General features: G+C 68.9%; 14 protein-coding genes and 1 pseudogene. 7 read left to right on the forward strand and 8 right to left on the reverse strand.

The features are described 5' to 3' along the window. Positions 1 to 59 precede the first annotated feature (59 nt). Entirely contained in the window at positions 60 to 866 is an 807-nt protein-coding gene (locus Tchar_RS09145) for an SDR family oxidoreductase (RefSeq protein WP_144328752.1), read from the reverse strand. A gap of 145 nt (positions 867 to 1,011) precedes the next feature. Between Tchar_RS09145 and Tchar_RS09150 the strand changes: the two genes are divergently transcribed. Beyond that, positions 1,012 to 2,046 (forward strand): peptidoglycan-binding protein, encoded by a 1,035-nt coding sequence (locus Tchar_RS09150; RefSeq protein WP_144328753.1) that lies wholly within the window; start codon positions 1,012 to 1,014, stop codon positions 2,044 to 2,046. 14 nt (positions 2,047 to 2,060) lie between these two features. On the opposite strand, the gene Tchar_RS09155 is transcribed toward Tchar_RS09150, so the two are convergent. The 4 genes from Tchar_RS09155 to Tchar_RS09170 are packed head-to-tail and all read right to left on the reverse strand — an operon-like array spanning position 2,061 to position 5,174. Beyond that, positions 2,061 to 2,996: a DMT family transporter gene (locus tag Tchar_RS09155; RefSeq protein ID WP_144328754.1), complete on the reverse strand. Its 936-nt coding sequence runs from the start codon at positions 2,994 to 2,996 to the stop codon at positions 2,061 to 2,063. Then, positions 2,993 to 3,760 (reverse strand): class I SAM-dependent methyltransferase, encoded by a 768-nt coding sequence (locus Tchar_RS09160; RefSeq protein ID WP_144328755.1) that lies wholly within the window; start codon positions 3,758 to 3,760, stop codon positions 2,993 to 2,995. The genes Tchar_RS09155 and Tchar_RS09160 overlap by 4 nt, the downstream gene beginning before the upstream one ends. Next, positions 3,757 to 4,305: a DNA-deoxyinosine glycosylase gene (locus Tchar_RS09165; protein WP_144328756.1), complete on the reverse strand. Its 549-nt coding sequence runs from the start codon at positions 4,303 to 4,305 to the stop codon at positions 3,757 to 3,759. Before Tchar_RS09165 ends, Tchar_RS09160 begins: the two co-directional genes overlap by 4 nt. After that, entirely contained in the window at positions 4,302 to 5,174 is an 873-nt protein-coding gene (locus tag Tchar_RS09170) for a TatD family hydrolase (protein ID WP_144328757.1), read from the reverse strand. The genes Tchar_RS09165 and Tchar_RS09170 overlap by 4 nt, the downstream gene beginning before the upstream one ends. A gap of 108 nt (positions 5,175 to 5,282) precedes the next feature. Between Tchar_RS09170 and Tchar_RS09175 the strand changes: the two are divergent. Further along, positions 5,283 to 5,393: pseudogene (locus Tchar_RS09175) on the forward strand (SDR family NAD(P)-dependent oxidoreductase); the annotation flags it as partial. A gap of 44 nt (positions 5,394 to 5,437) precedes the next feature. Continuing rightward, positions 5,438 to 6,424 (forward strand): Bug family tripartite tricarboxylate transporter substrate binding protein, encoded by a 987-nt coding sequence (locus Tchar_RS09180; RefSeq protein ID WP_144328758.1) that lies wholly within the window; start codon positions 5,438 to 5,440, stop codon positions 6,422 to 6,424. A 165-nt stretch (positions 6,425 to 6,589) separates the two neighbouring features. Here Tchar_RS09180 and Tchar_RS09185 read toward each other — a convergent pair whose 3' ends face one another. Next, positions 6,590 to 7,333 carry a 2OG-Fe dioxygenase family protein gene (locus Tchar_RS09185; protein ID WP_408033545.1) on the reverse strand — a complete coding sequence of 248 codons (744 nt, stop codon included), beginning with the start codon at positions 7,331 to 7,333 and terminating at the stop codon, positions 6,590 to 6,592. 375 nt (positions 7,334 to 7,708) lie between these two features. Between Tchar_RS09185 and Tchar_RS09190 the strand changes: the two genes are divergently transcribed. Beyond that, positions 7,709 to 8,548: a DUF2189 domain-containing protein gene (locus tag Tchar_RS09190; protein WP_144328760.1), complete on the forward strand. Its 840-nt coding sequence runs from the start codon at positions 7,709 to 7,711 to the stop codon at positions 8,546 to 8,548. 7 nt (positions 8,549 to 8,555) lie between these two features. On the opposite strand, the gene acuI is transcribed toward Tchar_RS09190, so the two are convergent. Then, a complete protein-coding gene (gene acuI / locus Tchar_RS09195) occupies positions 8,556 to 9,551 on the reverse strand; it encodes an acrylyl-CoA reductase (NADPH) (RefSeq protein ID WP_144328761.1) in 996 nt (331 codons plus the stop codon). 200 nt (positions 9,552 to 9,751) lie between these two features. Then, complete coding sequence (locus Tchar_RS09200; RefSeq protein ID WP_144328762.1) at positions 9,752 to 11,497, reverse strand: long-chain fatty acid--CoA ligase; 1,746 nt, start codon at positions 11,495 to 11,497, stop codon at positions 9,752 to 9,754. 150 nt (positions 11,498 to 11,647) lie between these two features. Here Tchar_RS09200 and Tchar_RS09205 point away from each other — a divergent pair, with 150 nt between their 5' ends. From Tchar_RS09205 to Tchar_RS09215, 3 genes are all read left to right on the forward strand, one after another. Further along, entirely contained in the window at positions 11,648 to 12,907 is a 1,260-nt protein-coding gene (locus Tchar_RS09205; RefSeq protein WP_144328763.1) for an MFS transporter, read from the forward strand. 824 nt (positions 12,908 to 13,731) lie between these two features. Beyond that, positions 13,732 to 14,838, forward strand: a complete 1,107-nt coding sequence (locus Tchar_RS09210) for a TolC family protein (RefSeq protein ID WP_161595493.1) — start codon at positions 13,732 to 13,734, stop codon at positions 14,836 to 14,838. A gap of 2 nt (positions 14,839 to 14,840) precedes the next feature. Then, the coding region (locus Tchar_RS09215; RefSeq protein WP_144328765.1) for a multicopper oxidase family protein at positions 14,841 to 16,215 on the forward strand (1,375 nt) is incomplete at its 3' end.

Below are 16,215 nucleotides of genomic sequence, written 5' to 3' on the forward strand. Positions count from 1 at the left end.
CAAGCGGACACGGGCGCGATGCCGCCTGCGGCCTCGACCGATGCCACGATCGCCGTGACTCAAAACGTCCCCGGGTACGCCCCACCATCGACCAAAAGATTCTGCCCGGTGATATAGGCCGCGTGCACGCTGCACAAAAAGGCGCAAATGGCACCGAACTCCTGCGGCGTGCCAAAACGCCGGGCCGGAATCTGCTGGCGTTGAGCCGCTTCGATCACCTCCAAGGGCTGGCCGCTTTTGTCCGCGGCGGCCTGCAAGGTCGCGCGCAAGCGGTCGGTGGCAAACTTGCCCGGTAGCAGATTGTTGATCGTGACACCCTGCGCCGCCAGTGCGCTGCGTGCCAACCCGGCGACGAAACCCGTCAGGCCACTGCGCGCGCCGTTGCTCAGGCCCAAGATATCGATGGGGGCCTTGACCGCGCTGGAGGTGATGTTGACGATACGGCCAAAGCCGCGCGCCGCCATACCATCGACCGTGGCTTTGATGAGCTCGATGGGCGCGAGCATGTTGGCCTCGAGCGCGCGCAGCCAGGTGTCGCGGTCCCATTGACGGAAATCACCCGGCGGCGGCCCGCCGGCGTTGGTGACTAGAATGTCGAAATCAGCGCCTGGGCCGTCGGCAACGCTGAACAGGGCGGCACGCCCCGCGTCCGTCGTCACGTCGGCGGCCACCGTCAGGATGCGGTTGCGCGCCCCAGGGGGCAATTCGGCACGTAATTGCGCGGCCGCCGCGGCCAATGCCTCGGCGCCACGTGCTGTCATGACGACATGGACCCCTTCCAGCGCCAGCGCGCGTGCACAACCCCAACCCAATCCTCGACTGGCGCCGCATACCAAGGCCCAACGTCCTGCAATGCCCAAATCCATCGGTCGTCTCCTTCGCTGGCCAGCGGTTGATTATGATGAGAATCCCCGCTCCAAACGGAGGGAGGTTGGGGCAGTCGCGCCGCTGCGCGCCGCTTTCGCTGTCCCCAAGCAATAAGCATTGATTGTGACTGCAAGGAGTCTGTGCATGCGAACCAAAGCAATGGGGTTGGCCGTCTTGACGGCCGTGGGGCTGGCCGGTTGCGTCTCGACCGCCCCGAAGGTGGGCGACGACAGCGCCAAGACGACCGTCACCGGCGCCGCCGGTGGCGCAACCGCCCAAAACGCCAGCAGCCAAATCGAGCGATGTGAGCGGCCGTTTGGGACGGTGGCGCTGGTGGAAAACCAGGAATCACCCTGGTTCATGACCCTGCGGGAGTACAAGCTTGGCTCGACCATCCCGGTGCTGCGCTTGCTGGTGCAGCAGAGCAATTGCTTCATCGTCGTCGAGCGCGGACGCGCGATGAACAACATGAACATGGAGCGGCAGCTGCAGCAAAGTGGCGAGTTGCGGCAAGGCAGCAACTTTGGCAAAGGGCAGATGGTCGCCGCAGATTACTCGATCACGCCGGAGATCATATTTGACCAAAAGGGTACCCAAAATATCGGCGCGGCCATCGGCGGCTGGGCGGGTCTGATCGTGGGCGGCATCCGCAAAAACGAGGCATCGACCGTGCTGTTGCTCACCGACAACCGCTCCGGCGTACAGGTCTCGGCGGCCGAGGGCAGCTCGTCGAACACCGACTTCTCGCTCGGCGGCTTCGTGGTCGGTGGCGGCCTCGGCGCTGGCTTAGGAGGTTACTCGAACACACCGCAAGGCAAGGTCATCGTGGCGGCGTTCGTCAACGCTTACAACCAGATGATCCAGGCGCTGCGCAACTACACCGCCCAGTCGATGGGCGACCGGGGCCTGGGCACGGGAGGACGACTGCAGGTCGATGGTGCCGCGCCTGCCCAACCGACTCCAGCCCAAACGGCGGCTCCGCAACCGACGACCGCCGCGACGGGTATGACCCTGCTCGACGCCCAGCGCAAACTGGCTCAGCTGGGCTATGACGTGGGCGTGCCAGACGGCAAAATGGGCACACGCACGCGCAACGCGCTGCGCGCCTTCCAGGCCAAGCGCAATCTGCCGCAGACCGGGCAGTTGGACGCGGCCACACAGGCCGAACTGGCCAAGTGATGCCCAGGGTGGGATCAGCCTGCCGCCGCGCGGCTGGCCCACCACACGCCCGCCAAAACGGCGGCGGTGCCCGCCGCGATCCAGGCGTTGAGCGGCTCGCCCAGCAGCACCACCCCCAGGGCGATGGTCGACAGTGGGCCGATCATGCCAATCTGGGCGGTGAGACTGGCACCGATGCGCTCGATGGCCATCATGACCATGATGACAGGGGCGAAGGTGCACAGCACGGCATTGGCCAGCGACAACCACAGCACCGGGGCGGGCACCCAGGCCGCCGACAGCGGCCGCAGCAGGGCAAATTGCAGCAGACACAGCACGCACGCAACGAGGGTGGCCCAGCCTACCAAGCGCAGTGCGTCGAATCGCTGCACCATCTGCCCGCTGTGCGCCAGATACAAGGCATAACTGACGGCGCTGGCCAGCACCAATGCAGCGCCGACGACGGTGTTCCAACCATCGAAGCGCAGTTCGTGCCCAAAGACGAGCAAAACACCGCCATAGCTCAGCGCCATGGCTGCCAACTGACGCACCTGTAGGCGGCGGCGATACAGCAACCAGCCCAGCACCAGCACCAGCGTCGGGTTCAGGTACAGAATCAGCCGCTCCAGGCTGGCGCTGATGTACTGCAGGCCCCAAAAGTCCAAAAAGCTCGCCGCGTAGTAGCCCGTCAGACCCAGCCATAACACCCCGGCCCAGTCGCGTCCGCGCAGCGGCGGTGCGGTGGGCCCGGCACGGCGGGTCACCCACCACAGCATGGCCGCGAACAGCGGCAAGGCAAAGAGCATGCGATACATCAACAGGGTGACGGCGTCCACCCCGTGGCGGTAGGCGAGTTTGACGATGATGGCCTTGCCGCTGAAGGCAACCGCCCCGGCCGCGGCCAACAGCAAACCGCTGCGCCGTGTCGCGGCAGGACTCGGCACCGCCGTCGTTGTCGGCGCGGCGCTCATGGAACCTCCGGGCGCAGGGCGCGCAACCAGCGGTGCGCCGGCAGTCCCCAGCGTTGGCGAATGACATCGGCACGCTCGGCCAGCCGTCGGGCATCGGGGCGCATGGGCTGGCGTTGCGCCAGCACCACGATATTGCCTTCCCGGGTGGGTCGGAAGGTCCAAAGCGCTTCGCGCCCAAACGCCTGTGCCAGCGCCGCCAGCGACTGCTCGAAGCGGGCGTTGCGGCCAAACAGGTTGACCGTGAGTTGTCCGTCGGCGCTGAGCAGCCGGCGACAGTCGCCGTAGAAGTCGGCGCTGTCCAGCACCGGGGCACCCGCGTCGTGGTCGTAGAGGTCGACGGCGAGGGCATCGACGGCGCCGACCCAGGCCGGCTCGCGCACCCAGTCGGCGGCATCGGCGACGACCACGCGCAAGCCGGGGCCGTCGGGTGGCAGCCGAAACCACGCCCGGCAGGCCGCCACCACCTGGGGGTTGAGCTCCACCGCCACGGTGTCCATACCGAGGCGCCGATGACAAAATTTGGTGATCGCTCCGGCCCCCAAACCCAGTTGCACGGCACAGCGCCCCGCCACGCTGTCGGGGTCGACGAACAGCAGCCATGCCATCATGCGCTGCACGTATTCCAGCGCCAGATCGTCGGGCTTGGCCCGACGCATACTGCCCTGAATCCATGGCGTGCCCAGATGCAGGTGGCGCAGCCCCCCTTCCTCGGACAGCGACACCGGCGGCAGGGGCGGCGCGGCACGAGACGGACGCCGCGTCATCGCTCGCCCTCCGGCCCGGCGGTGCGCGGCGGCACCCAGCGCACCGGCACCCGGTGCCGGGTCAGCACGTCGGCCCAAGCCGCCACCTTGCGTGCCAGACTCCACGAGGCATTGGCAGGGCTGCTGGAGGGCAAACGCTCCACCGCCACGCCCAGGGCGCGCGTGATGCGCGCGCAACGCCAGCTCTCCCCCCCGTTGTGGGCCACCGCCTGCAAGCCGGGGCAGCGCTGGCGCAGGCTGGCCAGATCGTTCAGGCGCGCCGCGCGAATGGCGCTGTCCAAGCTGCCCTCGCGCTCGCATTCCGCGTACACGTCCCACAACCCCATGCCATGTTCCAGTAAGGTGTGCAGTCGACGCTCGTAAGGCCACTGGAGCAGCGGCATGTCCCACAGCGTCGCCAAAATCCGCCAAAAATGGTTGCGTGGGTGGGCATAGTACTGCTGCGCCTGCAGCGAAGCGACGCTTGGAAAACTGCCCAGCACCACCAGGCGTGTGTGCGGCGCGAGGACAGGGGCCAGGCCCTGCAGGCGCGGCCCGCGGTTCATGTCACCACCCCCGATCCCGTGCCCGCGCCGGCCAGGGCGCCCAGACGCGGCAGCGCCGCGCACGCATTGGCCCTGGTCCGTGCGGCCAGCACTGGGGCCGGCAGGCCGCGCAGCGCCGCCAGCACCGCCCCGATGCGGGGCAGCTCCGCCGGACTGTTACGCCCTTGGGGTGTGCCAGCGCAGCGCTGTGCTGCCGGCACGTACAACCACTGGGGCGGAATGTCGGGCGCGTCGGTCTCCAACACCAGCGCTTCGGCAGGCAGAGCCTGCCACAGCGCACGCAGGCGCCGCGCGCCGTCGAACGTGGCCGCACCGCCAAAGCCCAAACGAAACCCCAGTGCAACGAAGGCCATCGCCTGCTGCCAGCTGCCATTGAAGGCATGGGCAATGCCACCACACACCGGGCGCGCCGACGCGGCCTGGGCACGCAGGCCGGCCAGCAGCGCATCGGCGGAGCGGCGCACATGCAATATCACCGGCAATCCATGGCGCTGCGCCAACGCCAGCTGCGCGCGGTAAAAGCGCTGTTGCTGCGCACGCAACGCCGGCTCACACAAGCGGGGCACGAAAAAATCCAGCCCGATTTCCCCCACCGCCACCAAACGCGGGTCGGCGCGCCAGTCGCCCAGCGCCTCGTCGAGCCGCCGCAGGTCGGCGTCGGTGGCGTCGGGCACGCACAGCGGGTGGATGCCCAGCGCATACGCGTCGCCCGTGCGGTGCGCCAGCGCCCGCACGGCGTCGAAATCGGCCACGCGCACCGCCGGCAACACGCACCACGTCACCCCGGCGGCCCGGGCCCGTTCGCGCTCGGTCAACGCCTCGGCACCGAACTCTGGCGCATCCAGATGGCAGTGGGTATCGATCCACATTGCCTCCCAATTATCCCGTAGCGCCACGCACGCGGCGGTGTCACAATTGGCGCCACGACGGTGCGGCATTTGACCATCTTGATTGGTGCGTCCGGCGTAACCGGTTCGTCCTGCGGTCAATTGGCCAGCCCGGACGAAGCGGCCCGGCGCGTGCTCGCTTGGCTGCAGCGCCCGGACTTCGGCGATCCGGTGGTGGCCGACGTGCGCGAGGCCGATTGACACCCGTTTTTTCATTTGCCAAACCCGTGCAGGAGTCGATTGCCATGTCCCTTACCCCCTTTACCCGCCGCCATTGGCTGACCCGTTCGCTGGCGGTCATCAGCGCTGCGGCCTTTCCCCTGACCACCGCCTGGGCCGATCCGCGCACCATCAAAATACTCGTCGGCTTCCCGCCCGGCGGTGGCACCGATGCCATCGCCCGCCTGCTGGCCGATCCCTTGCGCGAGGCGCTGGGGGCGCCGGTGATCGTGGAAAACCGCGCCGGCGCGGGCGGCCAGTTGGCGGCACAGGCGCTCAAAGCGGCTGCGCCGGACGGTACGACCCTGTTCTTGACGCACGACCACACCATCTCGATCCTGCCCCAAGTGCTGCGCAACCCTGGCTTCGACCCGGCCAAGGACTTCGTTGCAGTGGCAGGGTTTGCCACCTTCGTCAATGCACTGGCGGTCTCGGGGGGCACACCGGCCAGCAACTACCGTGATTTCGTCGCGTGGGTACGGCAGCAGGGTGGCCGGGCCGGCGTCGGCATCCCGGCGCCCGCCTCGGTGCCGCAATTTTTGGTGCAGACGCTGGGCCAGCGCGAGCGGCTCGAACTCACGCCGGTGCCCTACCGGGGCAGCGCCCCGATGATGGCCGACATGCTGGGCAACCAGATCCCGGCCGGTATCGGCTCGGTGCCTGACTTCATCGAAAACCACAAAGCGGGCAAGCTGCGCATCGTGGCCGTGATGGGACACGCACGGCAGGCCCTGCTGCCCGAAGTGCCCACCTTTGCCGAGCTGGGCGTGGCGGGCTTCGAGGAGGTGCCCTACTACGGCTTGTTTGCCCCGGCCAGCACGCCGGTAGCCGAGCGCGAACGCATCGCCGCCGCGCTGTTCAAGGCGCTGGCACAACCCGTGGTGCGCGAACGTTTGACCGCGATGGGACTGACGGTCGAGCCCATGACCGGCGAGCAGCTGGCGCGGCGCGAGCGCGCCTACACCGCGGTGTGGGCACGCATCATCCGCGACAGCGGTTTTCAGCCGCAGTGAGGCAAGCGCCCTCATCAACGCCAGCGCGAGGGCGGGCTTCCGAACGGCATTCCGGGCTCGGCCACCGGGATACGCCCGCCCTAGCCGACACTGCGCCACCCCGAACACCACCGGCGCAGCGCGCCGGCCACGTACGGTTGAGTGCAGCGCCGATTGGCGCTGCATTCAGTCGCCCAAAAACCCGCTAGCGCGGCATGTCAGCACCAGGGTGTCGCGCCAGCCCAGCTCACCCTCGCGCAGGGGCTGGATGGGCGTGGTTTCGTGAATGACGCGCTCGTCGTCCAGCAGCAACGCCGACCAGGGTTCGGACAGCGTGAAGCGCTGGCCGTGCGGGCCGGCGGCGTCGAACACGCGGCTCTCACCGCCTTTGATGTTGTGGCGGTCCAGTAGGAAAACGGCCACCAGGTCGACGCCGTCACGGTGCGCGCCCTCCGGCGTGGGCCGACCGATGCCGCCGGTGGTGTCGATGCGAAACGGATGCGCCTCCACATACCATGGCTGCGGCCCGCGCAGCGCAGTGGCCAGCGCAGCCGTACGCTGCAACAAGCGTGTCCACGCTGGAGCGTCCAGTAAGGCCGGAGTCAGGGGGGCGAACCAGCGCCGCATACCCCCGTGCAGCGCGTTGTACTCCAGCGGTTGGTAGTGGGCGCGGTCGGGCACCCGCCGCACGGCGTCGCCGTCGACCACGAAGCAACCGTGACGGCGGCGGCGATAGCGTCCGCCATCCTTCAGATAGCGGTCGGGCGGCAAATCGTCCCAGGCCGGATGCAAGGCCCGCAACGCAGGCAAGGGCACATCCAGCCACGCACTCACCGCCGCCGGCCCCAAGACCGCAAAGCCCTGTCGCTGCAGGGTGGGCACCAGCGCATCCGCCTCGACCGTTGGCGCAGGAAACGTTACATGCATGATGCCCTGCAGTGTAGCCTGCCCAGCCCCCACATCGGCGCCGCACACCTCTGCGCAGCTGACACCCGTCGCCCCCCTCGTCGCCCACCCCCCGGCGCCGGCCATCGGGCAGCGCTACCGTTGCGGCGCTCGACCAGTCGCACGTGGTCCCTGGGGCTCGTTCCCGCTACCCGCCTGCCCCTGCAGTCTACCCGCCTGCGCCGCTGCCTCGTATTGACCGTCGCCGGCGGGCTGCGCTCGCCACGCTTCCCGTACCGCGTGCCGCGCAAGGAGGAACCCCAGCCGGTACGGGAAAACGCGAACTGGACACGACCCAAACCTTGCGCTACGGTGCATGTTTGATATTTGTCAAACCGATCTGCTTCTGGAGTGCTTGCGATGGACACCCTGCACCCCCCGACGTCGAGCGAGTCGCGCCCAACCGAACGACCGGACTCGGCGACCCGCGCTCGTCGCGAATCGGTTTTCGACCTGCCTTTGACGTCCCTGCGGGCCCGCGACCCGCTGCGCTGGCTGGCGCTGGGCTGGCGTGACTTTCGCGCCTGCCCGCGCATTGGACTGTTCTATGGCGCATGCTTTGCGTTGATGGGGCAGGCGCTGTGGCAGACCTTCCAGCACGCCCCGGCGTACGTGCTGGCGCTCAGCGCAGGCTTCTTGTTGATGGGGCCGTTTCTGGCCTTGGGACTGTACGACGCCAGCCGTGCACTGGAGCAAGGGCGCCGCCCCAGTCTACGCGCGTCGTTGTGGGCCTGGCGTCCGACGCTGTCCACCATGGCCATCTTCGCCGGCGTGCTGCTGATTTTGGAGATGCTGTGGGGCCGCGCTTCGCTGGTGGTGTTTGCGGTCACCATGGATACCATGCCTTCCAGCGAAAACATGCTGGCCGCCCTGCTCAGCCTGGACAATCTGGCGTTCATCATCACGTACGTGGCGGTCGGTGCGATCTTCGCCGGGCTGATCTTCGTCAGCAGCGCGATCTCGATCCCGATGATCCTGGATCGCCAGACCGATGCGGTGTCGGCTGCGTTGACGAGCTTTCGCGCCTGCCTTCAAAACCCCATCCCCATGTTCCTGTGGGGGGCATTGATCACCGGACTGTGTTTGCTGGCGATGCTGCCTGCCTTCCTTGGGCTGCTGGTGGTGGGGCCGGTGTTGGGACACGCCACGTGGCATGCTTATCGGCACATCGTGCCCGCAACAGCCAGCGGGGGCGCATAAGCCCACGTCAGGCGTTGACGTCCACCACCAGCCGCCCGCGCACGCGCCCGGCCAGCACATCGTCGGCTGCCGGCACGGCATCGGCCAGTCCGATGGTGCGCGTCATGCGCGCCAGCAACGATCGGTCCAGCTCGGCGGCCAGGCGCTGCCACGCGATGCGGCGGCGCGCCATCGGTGCCATCACGCTGTCGATGCCATAGAGCGTGACGCCACGCAGGATGAACGGCGCCACCGTGGCCGGAAAGTCCATTCCCTGCGCCAGCCCGCAGGCCGCCACGGCGCCGCCGTAGCGGGTGCTGGCGCAGGCGTTGGCCAGCGTGTGGCTGCCCACGGCGTCCACCACGCCGATCCAGCGCTCCTTTTGCAAGGGCTTGCCCGGCGCCGCCAGCGCGGCGCGGTCGATGACCTCGGCCGCACCCAGCGACCGCAGATAGTCGGCCTCGTGCGGGCGACCGGTGCTGGCCACCACGCGGTGCCCGGCGCGTGCCAGCAAGGCCACGGCGATGCTGCCCACGCCACCCGCCGCCCCGGTGACCAACACGTCACCGCTGCCCGGTGCCACGTCCTGAGCCGCCCAGTGCGCCTGCAGCGCCATCACGCACAGCATGGCGGTGTAGCCAGCGGTGCCGATGGCCATCGCGTCGGCGGCCGTCAATCCGGCGGGCAGGGGCAGCAGCCAATCCGCCTTCAGGCGCGCACGCTGCGCCAGCCCGCCCCAGTGCACCTCGCCGACGCCCCAGCCGTTGAGCAGTACCGCATCCCCGGGGCGAAAACGCTCGTCCGTGCTGGCCTCCACGGTGCCCGCCAAATCGATGCCCGGCACCATCGGAAATTGCCGCACCACCGGCGTACGCCCGGTGATGGCCAGCGCGTCCTTGTAATTGAGGGTGGAGTGCGACACGTACACCGTCACCTCGCCGGCAGGCAGACGGTCGTCGGGCAGCTCGGTCACGGCGCAGCGATGGCCGGCCTCGGTTTTGTCGATCAACAGGGCACGAAACATGGTTCAGGTCTCCTCGGGACGGCGCCGATCACGCCCTGGGCTTGGCAGCAGCTGCCGGACGTCTGATGCACGGGGTGTCGCATGCGACGCCGGCGGCGCGGGCAGTGCACCGCAGCCTGCGCATTCTGGCACGGCAGGCCGAGTGACGGCGGCCACGGGCACGGTTTCGGGGCGCACGGCGGCTCGTGCACTCGGGCGCGTCAAGCCGTCGCGCCGGCGGCGGCACGCTCGGCCTCCTGCAGCAGCCGCCACATCACTTTGCCGCTACCGCTCTTGGGCAAGGCATCCACGAACTGCACGATGCGCGGGGCCTTGTAGGCCGCCATGTGCTCGTGGCACCAGGCGATGAGATCGGCCTCGCCGACGGTGCCGCGAGCGCTGTCGCGCAACACGACGACGGCCTTGACGGTTTCACCGCGGTAGGCGTCGGGCACGCCGATCACGCACACCTCGGCGATGGCGGGGTGACGGTACATCAGCGCTTCGACCTCGGCTGGCCAGACCTTGAAGCCGCTGGCATTGATCATGCGCTTGAGTCGGTCGGTGATGTAGAAGTAACCTTGCTCGTCCATCCGGCCCAGGTCGCCAGTGCGAAAATACCGCCGCCCACGCCGTTCGAAAAACACCGCGGCCGTGGCCTGCGGACGCTGCCAGTAGCCATCGAACACCATGGGGCCGCTGACGACGATCTCGCCAGTCTCGCCCACGGGCAGTTCCTGCAGCGTCTCGGGATCGACGATGCGCGCATCACAGCCGATGAAGGGCACGCCCAGGCACTGGGGCTGCGGCCGATCGGGCGGATTGTGGTGCGACGGCGCCGCGGTCTCGGTCAGGCCGTAGCCTTCCACGTAGCGCAGGCCAAACTGCTCGAACAGGCGCTGCGCCACTGCCGCGGGCATCGCCGCGCCGCCGCCGCCGATGAAGACCAGACTCGACAGGTCATATTGATCGAAGTGGGGACTGGCCAACAGGTCGATGACCATCGTGGGGATGTTGGTCCAGTGCGTGACTCTCCAGCGTGAGATCAGCCGCCCGGCCAAGTCGCGATCCCAGCGCGGCATGATCACCGCCGTCGCGCCCAGATAGACGCTGGTGTGCATCCCCGCGACCATGCCGGTGATGTGAAACATCGGCACCACCAGCAGGCCGACGTTTTCGGCCGTGCCGTTGGCCCACACCGCGGCAGCCACCGCGTTGTGCATGAGCGTGCGGTGCGGGTGCATACAGCCCTTGGGCAACCCTGTGGTACCACTGGTGTAGGGCAGCACCGCCAAATCGTCTGGGCCCACGGTGTGCGGCGGCAAGGGGTCGGTGCAGGCCAGCGCATCGGCCCAGTCGGCCACGCGGCCCCGCGTCAACGCGGGCAACGGGTGGCGCGTGGCCAGCCAATCGCGCCATGCGGCCGGCACGGCGTCACCCTCGAACGCATCCGCGGGCATGGCATCACGGTAGTGCAGCACCAACAAGTGCTTCAGACGCTGCTCGGGCGGCAGGGCTGCATCGGCGGCGCACAGCGCCGGGGCCAGATCGGCAGCAGCAATCGCCACACGGGCCTGTGGATCGGTGATGTAGTGTCCCAGCTCCTCGGTCTTGTTCATGGGATTGACCGGCACCACCACCGCGTTGGCGCGCAGGATGGCGTAGTAGGCCACGATGAACTGCGGACAGTTTTGCAAATACAGGATGACGCGGTCGCCCCGCTGCACCCCGTGCGCCGCCAACCAAGCCGCCACGCGCTCGGCCTGCTGCAGCAGCTGCGGGTACGTCATCACGTGATCGAAGAAGACGGTGGCGGGCTTGGACGGATAGCGCCGAGCGCTGACCTCCAGGTTGAACCAAAGGGATGTCTGTGGGGGCTGGATGGCGCGCGGCACCCGCGCCGGCCAGACGCGGGCGTAGGGACGGTCGTCGGTACTGACGACATGCGTCGAGGTCGCTTGGTTCACGGTGCAGTCTCCTCATTGGGTGGATGTGTTGTTGTGTCACACGACGCGACCTCAGGATAGACAGACGCCTGCGCCGCTGCCAAGGGCGGTTTGTCTCGCCGGTGACGTCTGCGGGCCACGCCCGCCCGCCCCACCCTCTACCATCGGCGCATGGCCTCGACCCCGCCGGCGCCGACGCACGACCTGACCGCTGTCGACGCGCCAGCCACCCATGGCGTCGCTGTTGCGCCCCATCCATCGCCGCCGCCAGCGGCACTGCCGGGCTGGCTGTGGTGGCTGGCCGGCTGCAACTTCGTGATCGGTACCGGCGCCTTCGGTGTCACCGGCTACCTCAGCGCCATCGCCACGGGGCTGGGCATCGGCTTGGGCGCAGCCGGACAAACCATGACCATCTACGCCCTGGCCAACGCCGTTTTGGCGCCCGCGCTGCTCATGGCGACGGCTCGGTGGCCGCGTACCCGCTTGCTGCCGCTGGCGCTGGGGCTGTTTGCGCTGGGCGCCGCCGTGTGCGCCCTCGCGCCCAACATGGTCACCCTGTTGACTGGCCGTGTCCTGATGGGGGCGGGTGCCGTCTTCACGCCCGTGGCCGCCGGCTTGGCGGTACAAACCGCAGACCCCGCCCTGCGCGGGCGCGGGCTGTCGCGCGTCTTTCTGGGCATGAGCCTCAGTTATGTACTGGGCATGCCCTACGGCGCCTGGGTCGGCCTGCAATGGGGCTGGCGCTGGCCGCTGGCCAGCGTCGCCGTGGCCGCGTTGCTGATGGCGTGGGGTTTGCGGCGGCATATGCCGCCATTGCGCGCTGGTAGCGGCGCGCCAACGCTGTCGCTGCGCCCGATCTGGCATCGGCACGACATCTGGGCCGCGCTGGCCCTGACGCTGCTGTACTTCACCGGCATCTTCGTCGTCACGGCCTACATGGGGCCGGTGCAGCTGGCACTCAATCCGCTCAGCCCCGCCGGATTGAGCGCCCTGCTGGGCGGCATCGGCCTGGCGGGCGTGGCGGGCACCTTGGCCGGTGGCTGGGCGGCAGACCGCTTGGGGCCGCAGCGGACCTTGGCGCTGGCGCTGACCTGTTTGCTGGCGGCCATGATCGCAGCCCCCTGGACGGCCGGACACCTGCCGTGGACGGCGGCGGTATTTGCGCTGTGGACGGTGTGCGGCTTTGGCTTGATGACGCCGCAGCAATCGCGCTTGGCCGAGCTGGCGTTCGCACAGGCACCGCTGCTGCTCAGCCTCAATGCCTCGATGGTGTATATCGGCACCGCCTTGGGCGCAGCCATCGGCGGCGCGGCCATCGGCTGGATCGGCCTGGTGCATCTGCCGTGGCTCGGCGCGGTGTTCGTCGCTCTGGCCCTGGGCACACTCGGCCTGAACCGGCCCCCTGCCCGCACTGGCACACCGGCGCACTGAGAGCGGCCAGCGCCGACGCCGCGTACCCGCCACGCGACGTGACCAACGACGACGTCGGCCAGCCCCCGATCCGGTGCGGGACATACACGGTCGGCCTCATTCTGGTACCATTGGGGGGCATGCGACGATATCTGCTGTGGTTGCTGTTGGCTTTGCTGCCCTGGCGGTTGTGGGCGGCAGATGCCATGGCGTTGTGGCCCTGCCACGCCACCGACCAGACGCCCCACCTCGGCGTCCACCACGCAGACGGCGCCGCCGTTGCGCCCAACGGCCATACACATGCGGGGCAACCAGCCGAAGACGATGGCACGGCAGCCGCCTCGCACAGCGTCGCGGACGGCGCGGCCTGGAGCGCGGCCACGTGCGCCCTTTGTGACCTGTGCCACAACCCGCCCATGTCGGTCACCGTGCCCGCGTGCAGTCTCCGCCTGCCCGAACGCGACTGGCGGCCCCAGCCCGACGAACCCCGAGCGGGTGAGTTGTGGGCGCCCGACCTACATCCCCCCATCGCCTGAATCGCGGTTCTCCTGCCGCGTGCCGAGCCTGCTGCGCAGGCTCGGCGTCGTCATCGACCTCTTTTCCGGATTTCAATGGTGATGAAACCCCTTTTTACCCCTCGGTGGGGGTGGGCGGTGCTGGCTTGTGTGATAACCCTACCTGCATGGGCGCAAACCACCCACCACCATGCACCGGCCGAGCCGCCGGCCCCGACCGTCCAACCGACAACCCCATCCTCACACGATGGGCCGTCTGCGCTCACGCGCCCGACATCCATCGACGAGGCACTGCGGCGCTGGCGCGCTGCCAACGAACAGGTGGGCGCCATGCCGCGTGGCCACGCCGACTTGTTGCGCTGGGAGCAGGCACACGGCCTCGACCAGCCCGTACACGCCGCCGATGACCAGGCCCAAGATCCCCCCTTGACCCTCGATGCGCTCGACGCTTTGGTTCTTGCCGAGCGGCCCGCGCTGCGCGTTGGCCCCGCGGACAACCCGCTCGATCGCACCGCGCGCGACCGCGCCATCGCCGCGCTGCTGGGGCAAGCCCGCGCCGCTTGGGTCGAAGCGGTGGCTGCACGCGCGCAGCGCCGCTTGGTCGAACAGATGGTCGAGGCAGCCGACCTCGCCGCCGAATTGGCCCGCCGCCAGCACGCAGTGGGTCACTTCAGCACCGAGCAGCGCCTGCGCCACGAACGCACCCACACCGAGGTCGTGGAGACCCTGGTGGCTGCGCGGGCAGCCGAGCAGCAGGCGCTCGCGCGCCTGTGGCAGCAGGTGGGCGGTGCCGATGATCCGGCGGCGCTTGGGCGCCGGCTGCCTGCCGCGCTGCCACCGCTGCCGGCCTTGCCCAGTGCCGATGAGGTGGCGATCCGGCAACGCGCGCGCCACCCGGCATGGGCGCAACTACAAGTGCAGCGCGCGCGTGCACGCGCAGCCCTGACGGAGGATGACTGGCAAACATTGCAAGACACGTGGCACCGCATGGTGGCCGAGGCCATCCAGCGGCCCGACGCTCCCGCCCCGCGCGTCCACTGGCGCCAGCCAGCCTGGCCGCACGCCTGGGAAGCGGCCTTGACCGCCGAGGCCCAGTGGCAGGCGCTGCAGCGCCAGCTCGACGCCGACCGTTGGCAGGCGCAGCACGCAGCGCACGACCTGCGCCAGCGGGCCCAGGCTCTGCGCCAGAACGGGTTGGCACAGATGCGTCAACTCGAAGAAGAAACCCTGCTGCGCTACAACGGCATGCTGGCCAGCCCCTGGGACCTGCTGGACGCGGTGCGCCAGCGCCTGGGCGCGCAGCACCGCGTGGTGGGCGCCGAGCGCGACGCCTGGCTGGCCGCCCTGGCCCTGGATGCCGTGACCTGGGGTCTGCCCTGGCGCGGCCCCAGCCCGGCCACCGAACCCGCCACCGCCCCTGCCGAGAAAGGACACTGACCATGGAACGCCGACACTTTTTGACCCGCGCCCTCACCGGGGGCGCTGCCGCCCTGGCTGGCACGAGCGTGGCGCGATCGGCGCTGGCCGCTCTGCCCGACCCCGTGGTGCGCTCCGACCCCAGCACCGCCGCGCCGTGGACGCCGGCGGGCGTCACCAGCGCCGGGCGCCCGTACCGGCCGGTGGTCACCCTCAACGGCTGGACCCTGCCCTTTCGACTCAAGGACGGCGTCAAGGAATTTCACCTGGTAGCCGAACCGGTGGTGCGTGAATTCGCGCCCGGCTTCTCCGTCAATTTGTGGGGCTACAACGGCAGCAGCCCCGGGCCCACCATCGAGGTGGTAGAAGGCGACCGCGTGCGCCTGTTCGTCACCAACCGCTTGCCCGAGCACACCACCATCCACTGGCACGGACAACGCTTGCCCAATGGAATGGATGGGGTCGGCGGTCTCAACCAGCCGCAAATCCCGCCGGGCCAGACCTTCGTCTACGAGTTCGTCGCGCGCCGACCGGGTACCTTCATGTACCACCCGCACGCCGATGAAATGGTGCAAATGGCGATGGGCATGATGGGCATGTGGGTGACGCATCCGCGCCAGCCACACCCCTGGATCGCCGACGTCGATCGCGACTACTGCTTCCTGCTCAACGCCTTCGACGTCACCCCTGGGGCGCGCACGCCCAACCCCAACACCATGCTGGATTTCAACATTTGGGCGTGGAACAGCCGCGTCTTCCCCGGCATCGACCCGTTGGTGGCGCGTCTGGGTGAGCGCGTGCGGGTGCGCATCGGCAACTTGACGATGACCAACCACCCCATCCACATCCACGGCATCGAGTTCGAGGTCACCGGCACCGACGGCGGCCCGGTCCGTCCCGAGGCGCGCTGGCCCGAAGTGACGGTGGACATCGCCGTGGGGCAAATGCGGCAAATCGAATTCATCGCCGACGAAGAAGGCGACTGGGCCATGCACTGCCACAAAAGCCACCACACCATGGGGGCGATGGGACACGGTGTGCCCAACCTGATCGGCCTGGACCACCGCGGACTGGTGCACCGCATGCAGCGCCTGGTACCCGACTACATGGTGATGGGCGAACGCGGTATGGCCGACATGGGCGCAATGGAGATGCCGCTGCCGGACAACACCTTCCCGATGATGACCGGCACCGGCCCCTACGGCCCCATCGAGATGGGTGGCATGTTCACCGTACTGAAGGTGCGGCGCGACCTGGCCCCCGGCGACACCCGCGACCCCGGCTGGTACCGGCAGCCGTCGGGCACCCAGGCACGCCCGGTGGGGCAGACCCCAGTCTCCGCCCCCGACACGCCGCCCGCCCACCTGGCCGAGCATCGCATGGGCCCACACCCGCACG

Source organism: Tepidimonas charontis (assembly GCF_007556685.1).
In the GTDB taxonomy this organism is placed as follows: domain Bacteria; phylum Pseudomonadota; class Gammaproteobacteria; order Burkholderiales; family Burkholderiaceae_C; genus Tepidimonas; species Tepidimonas charontis.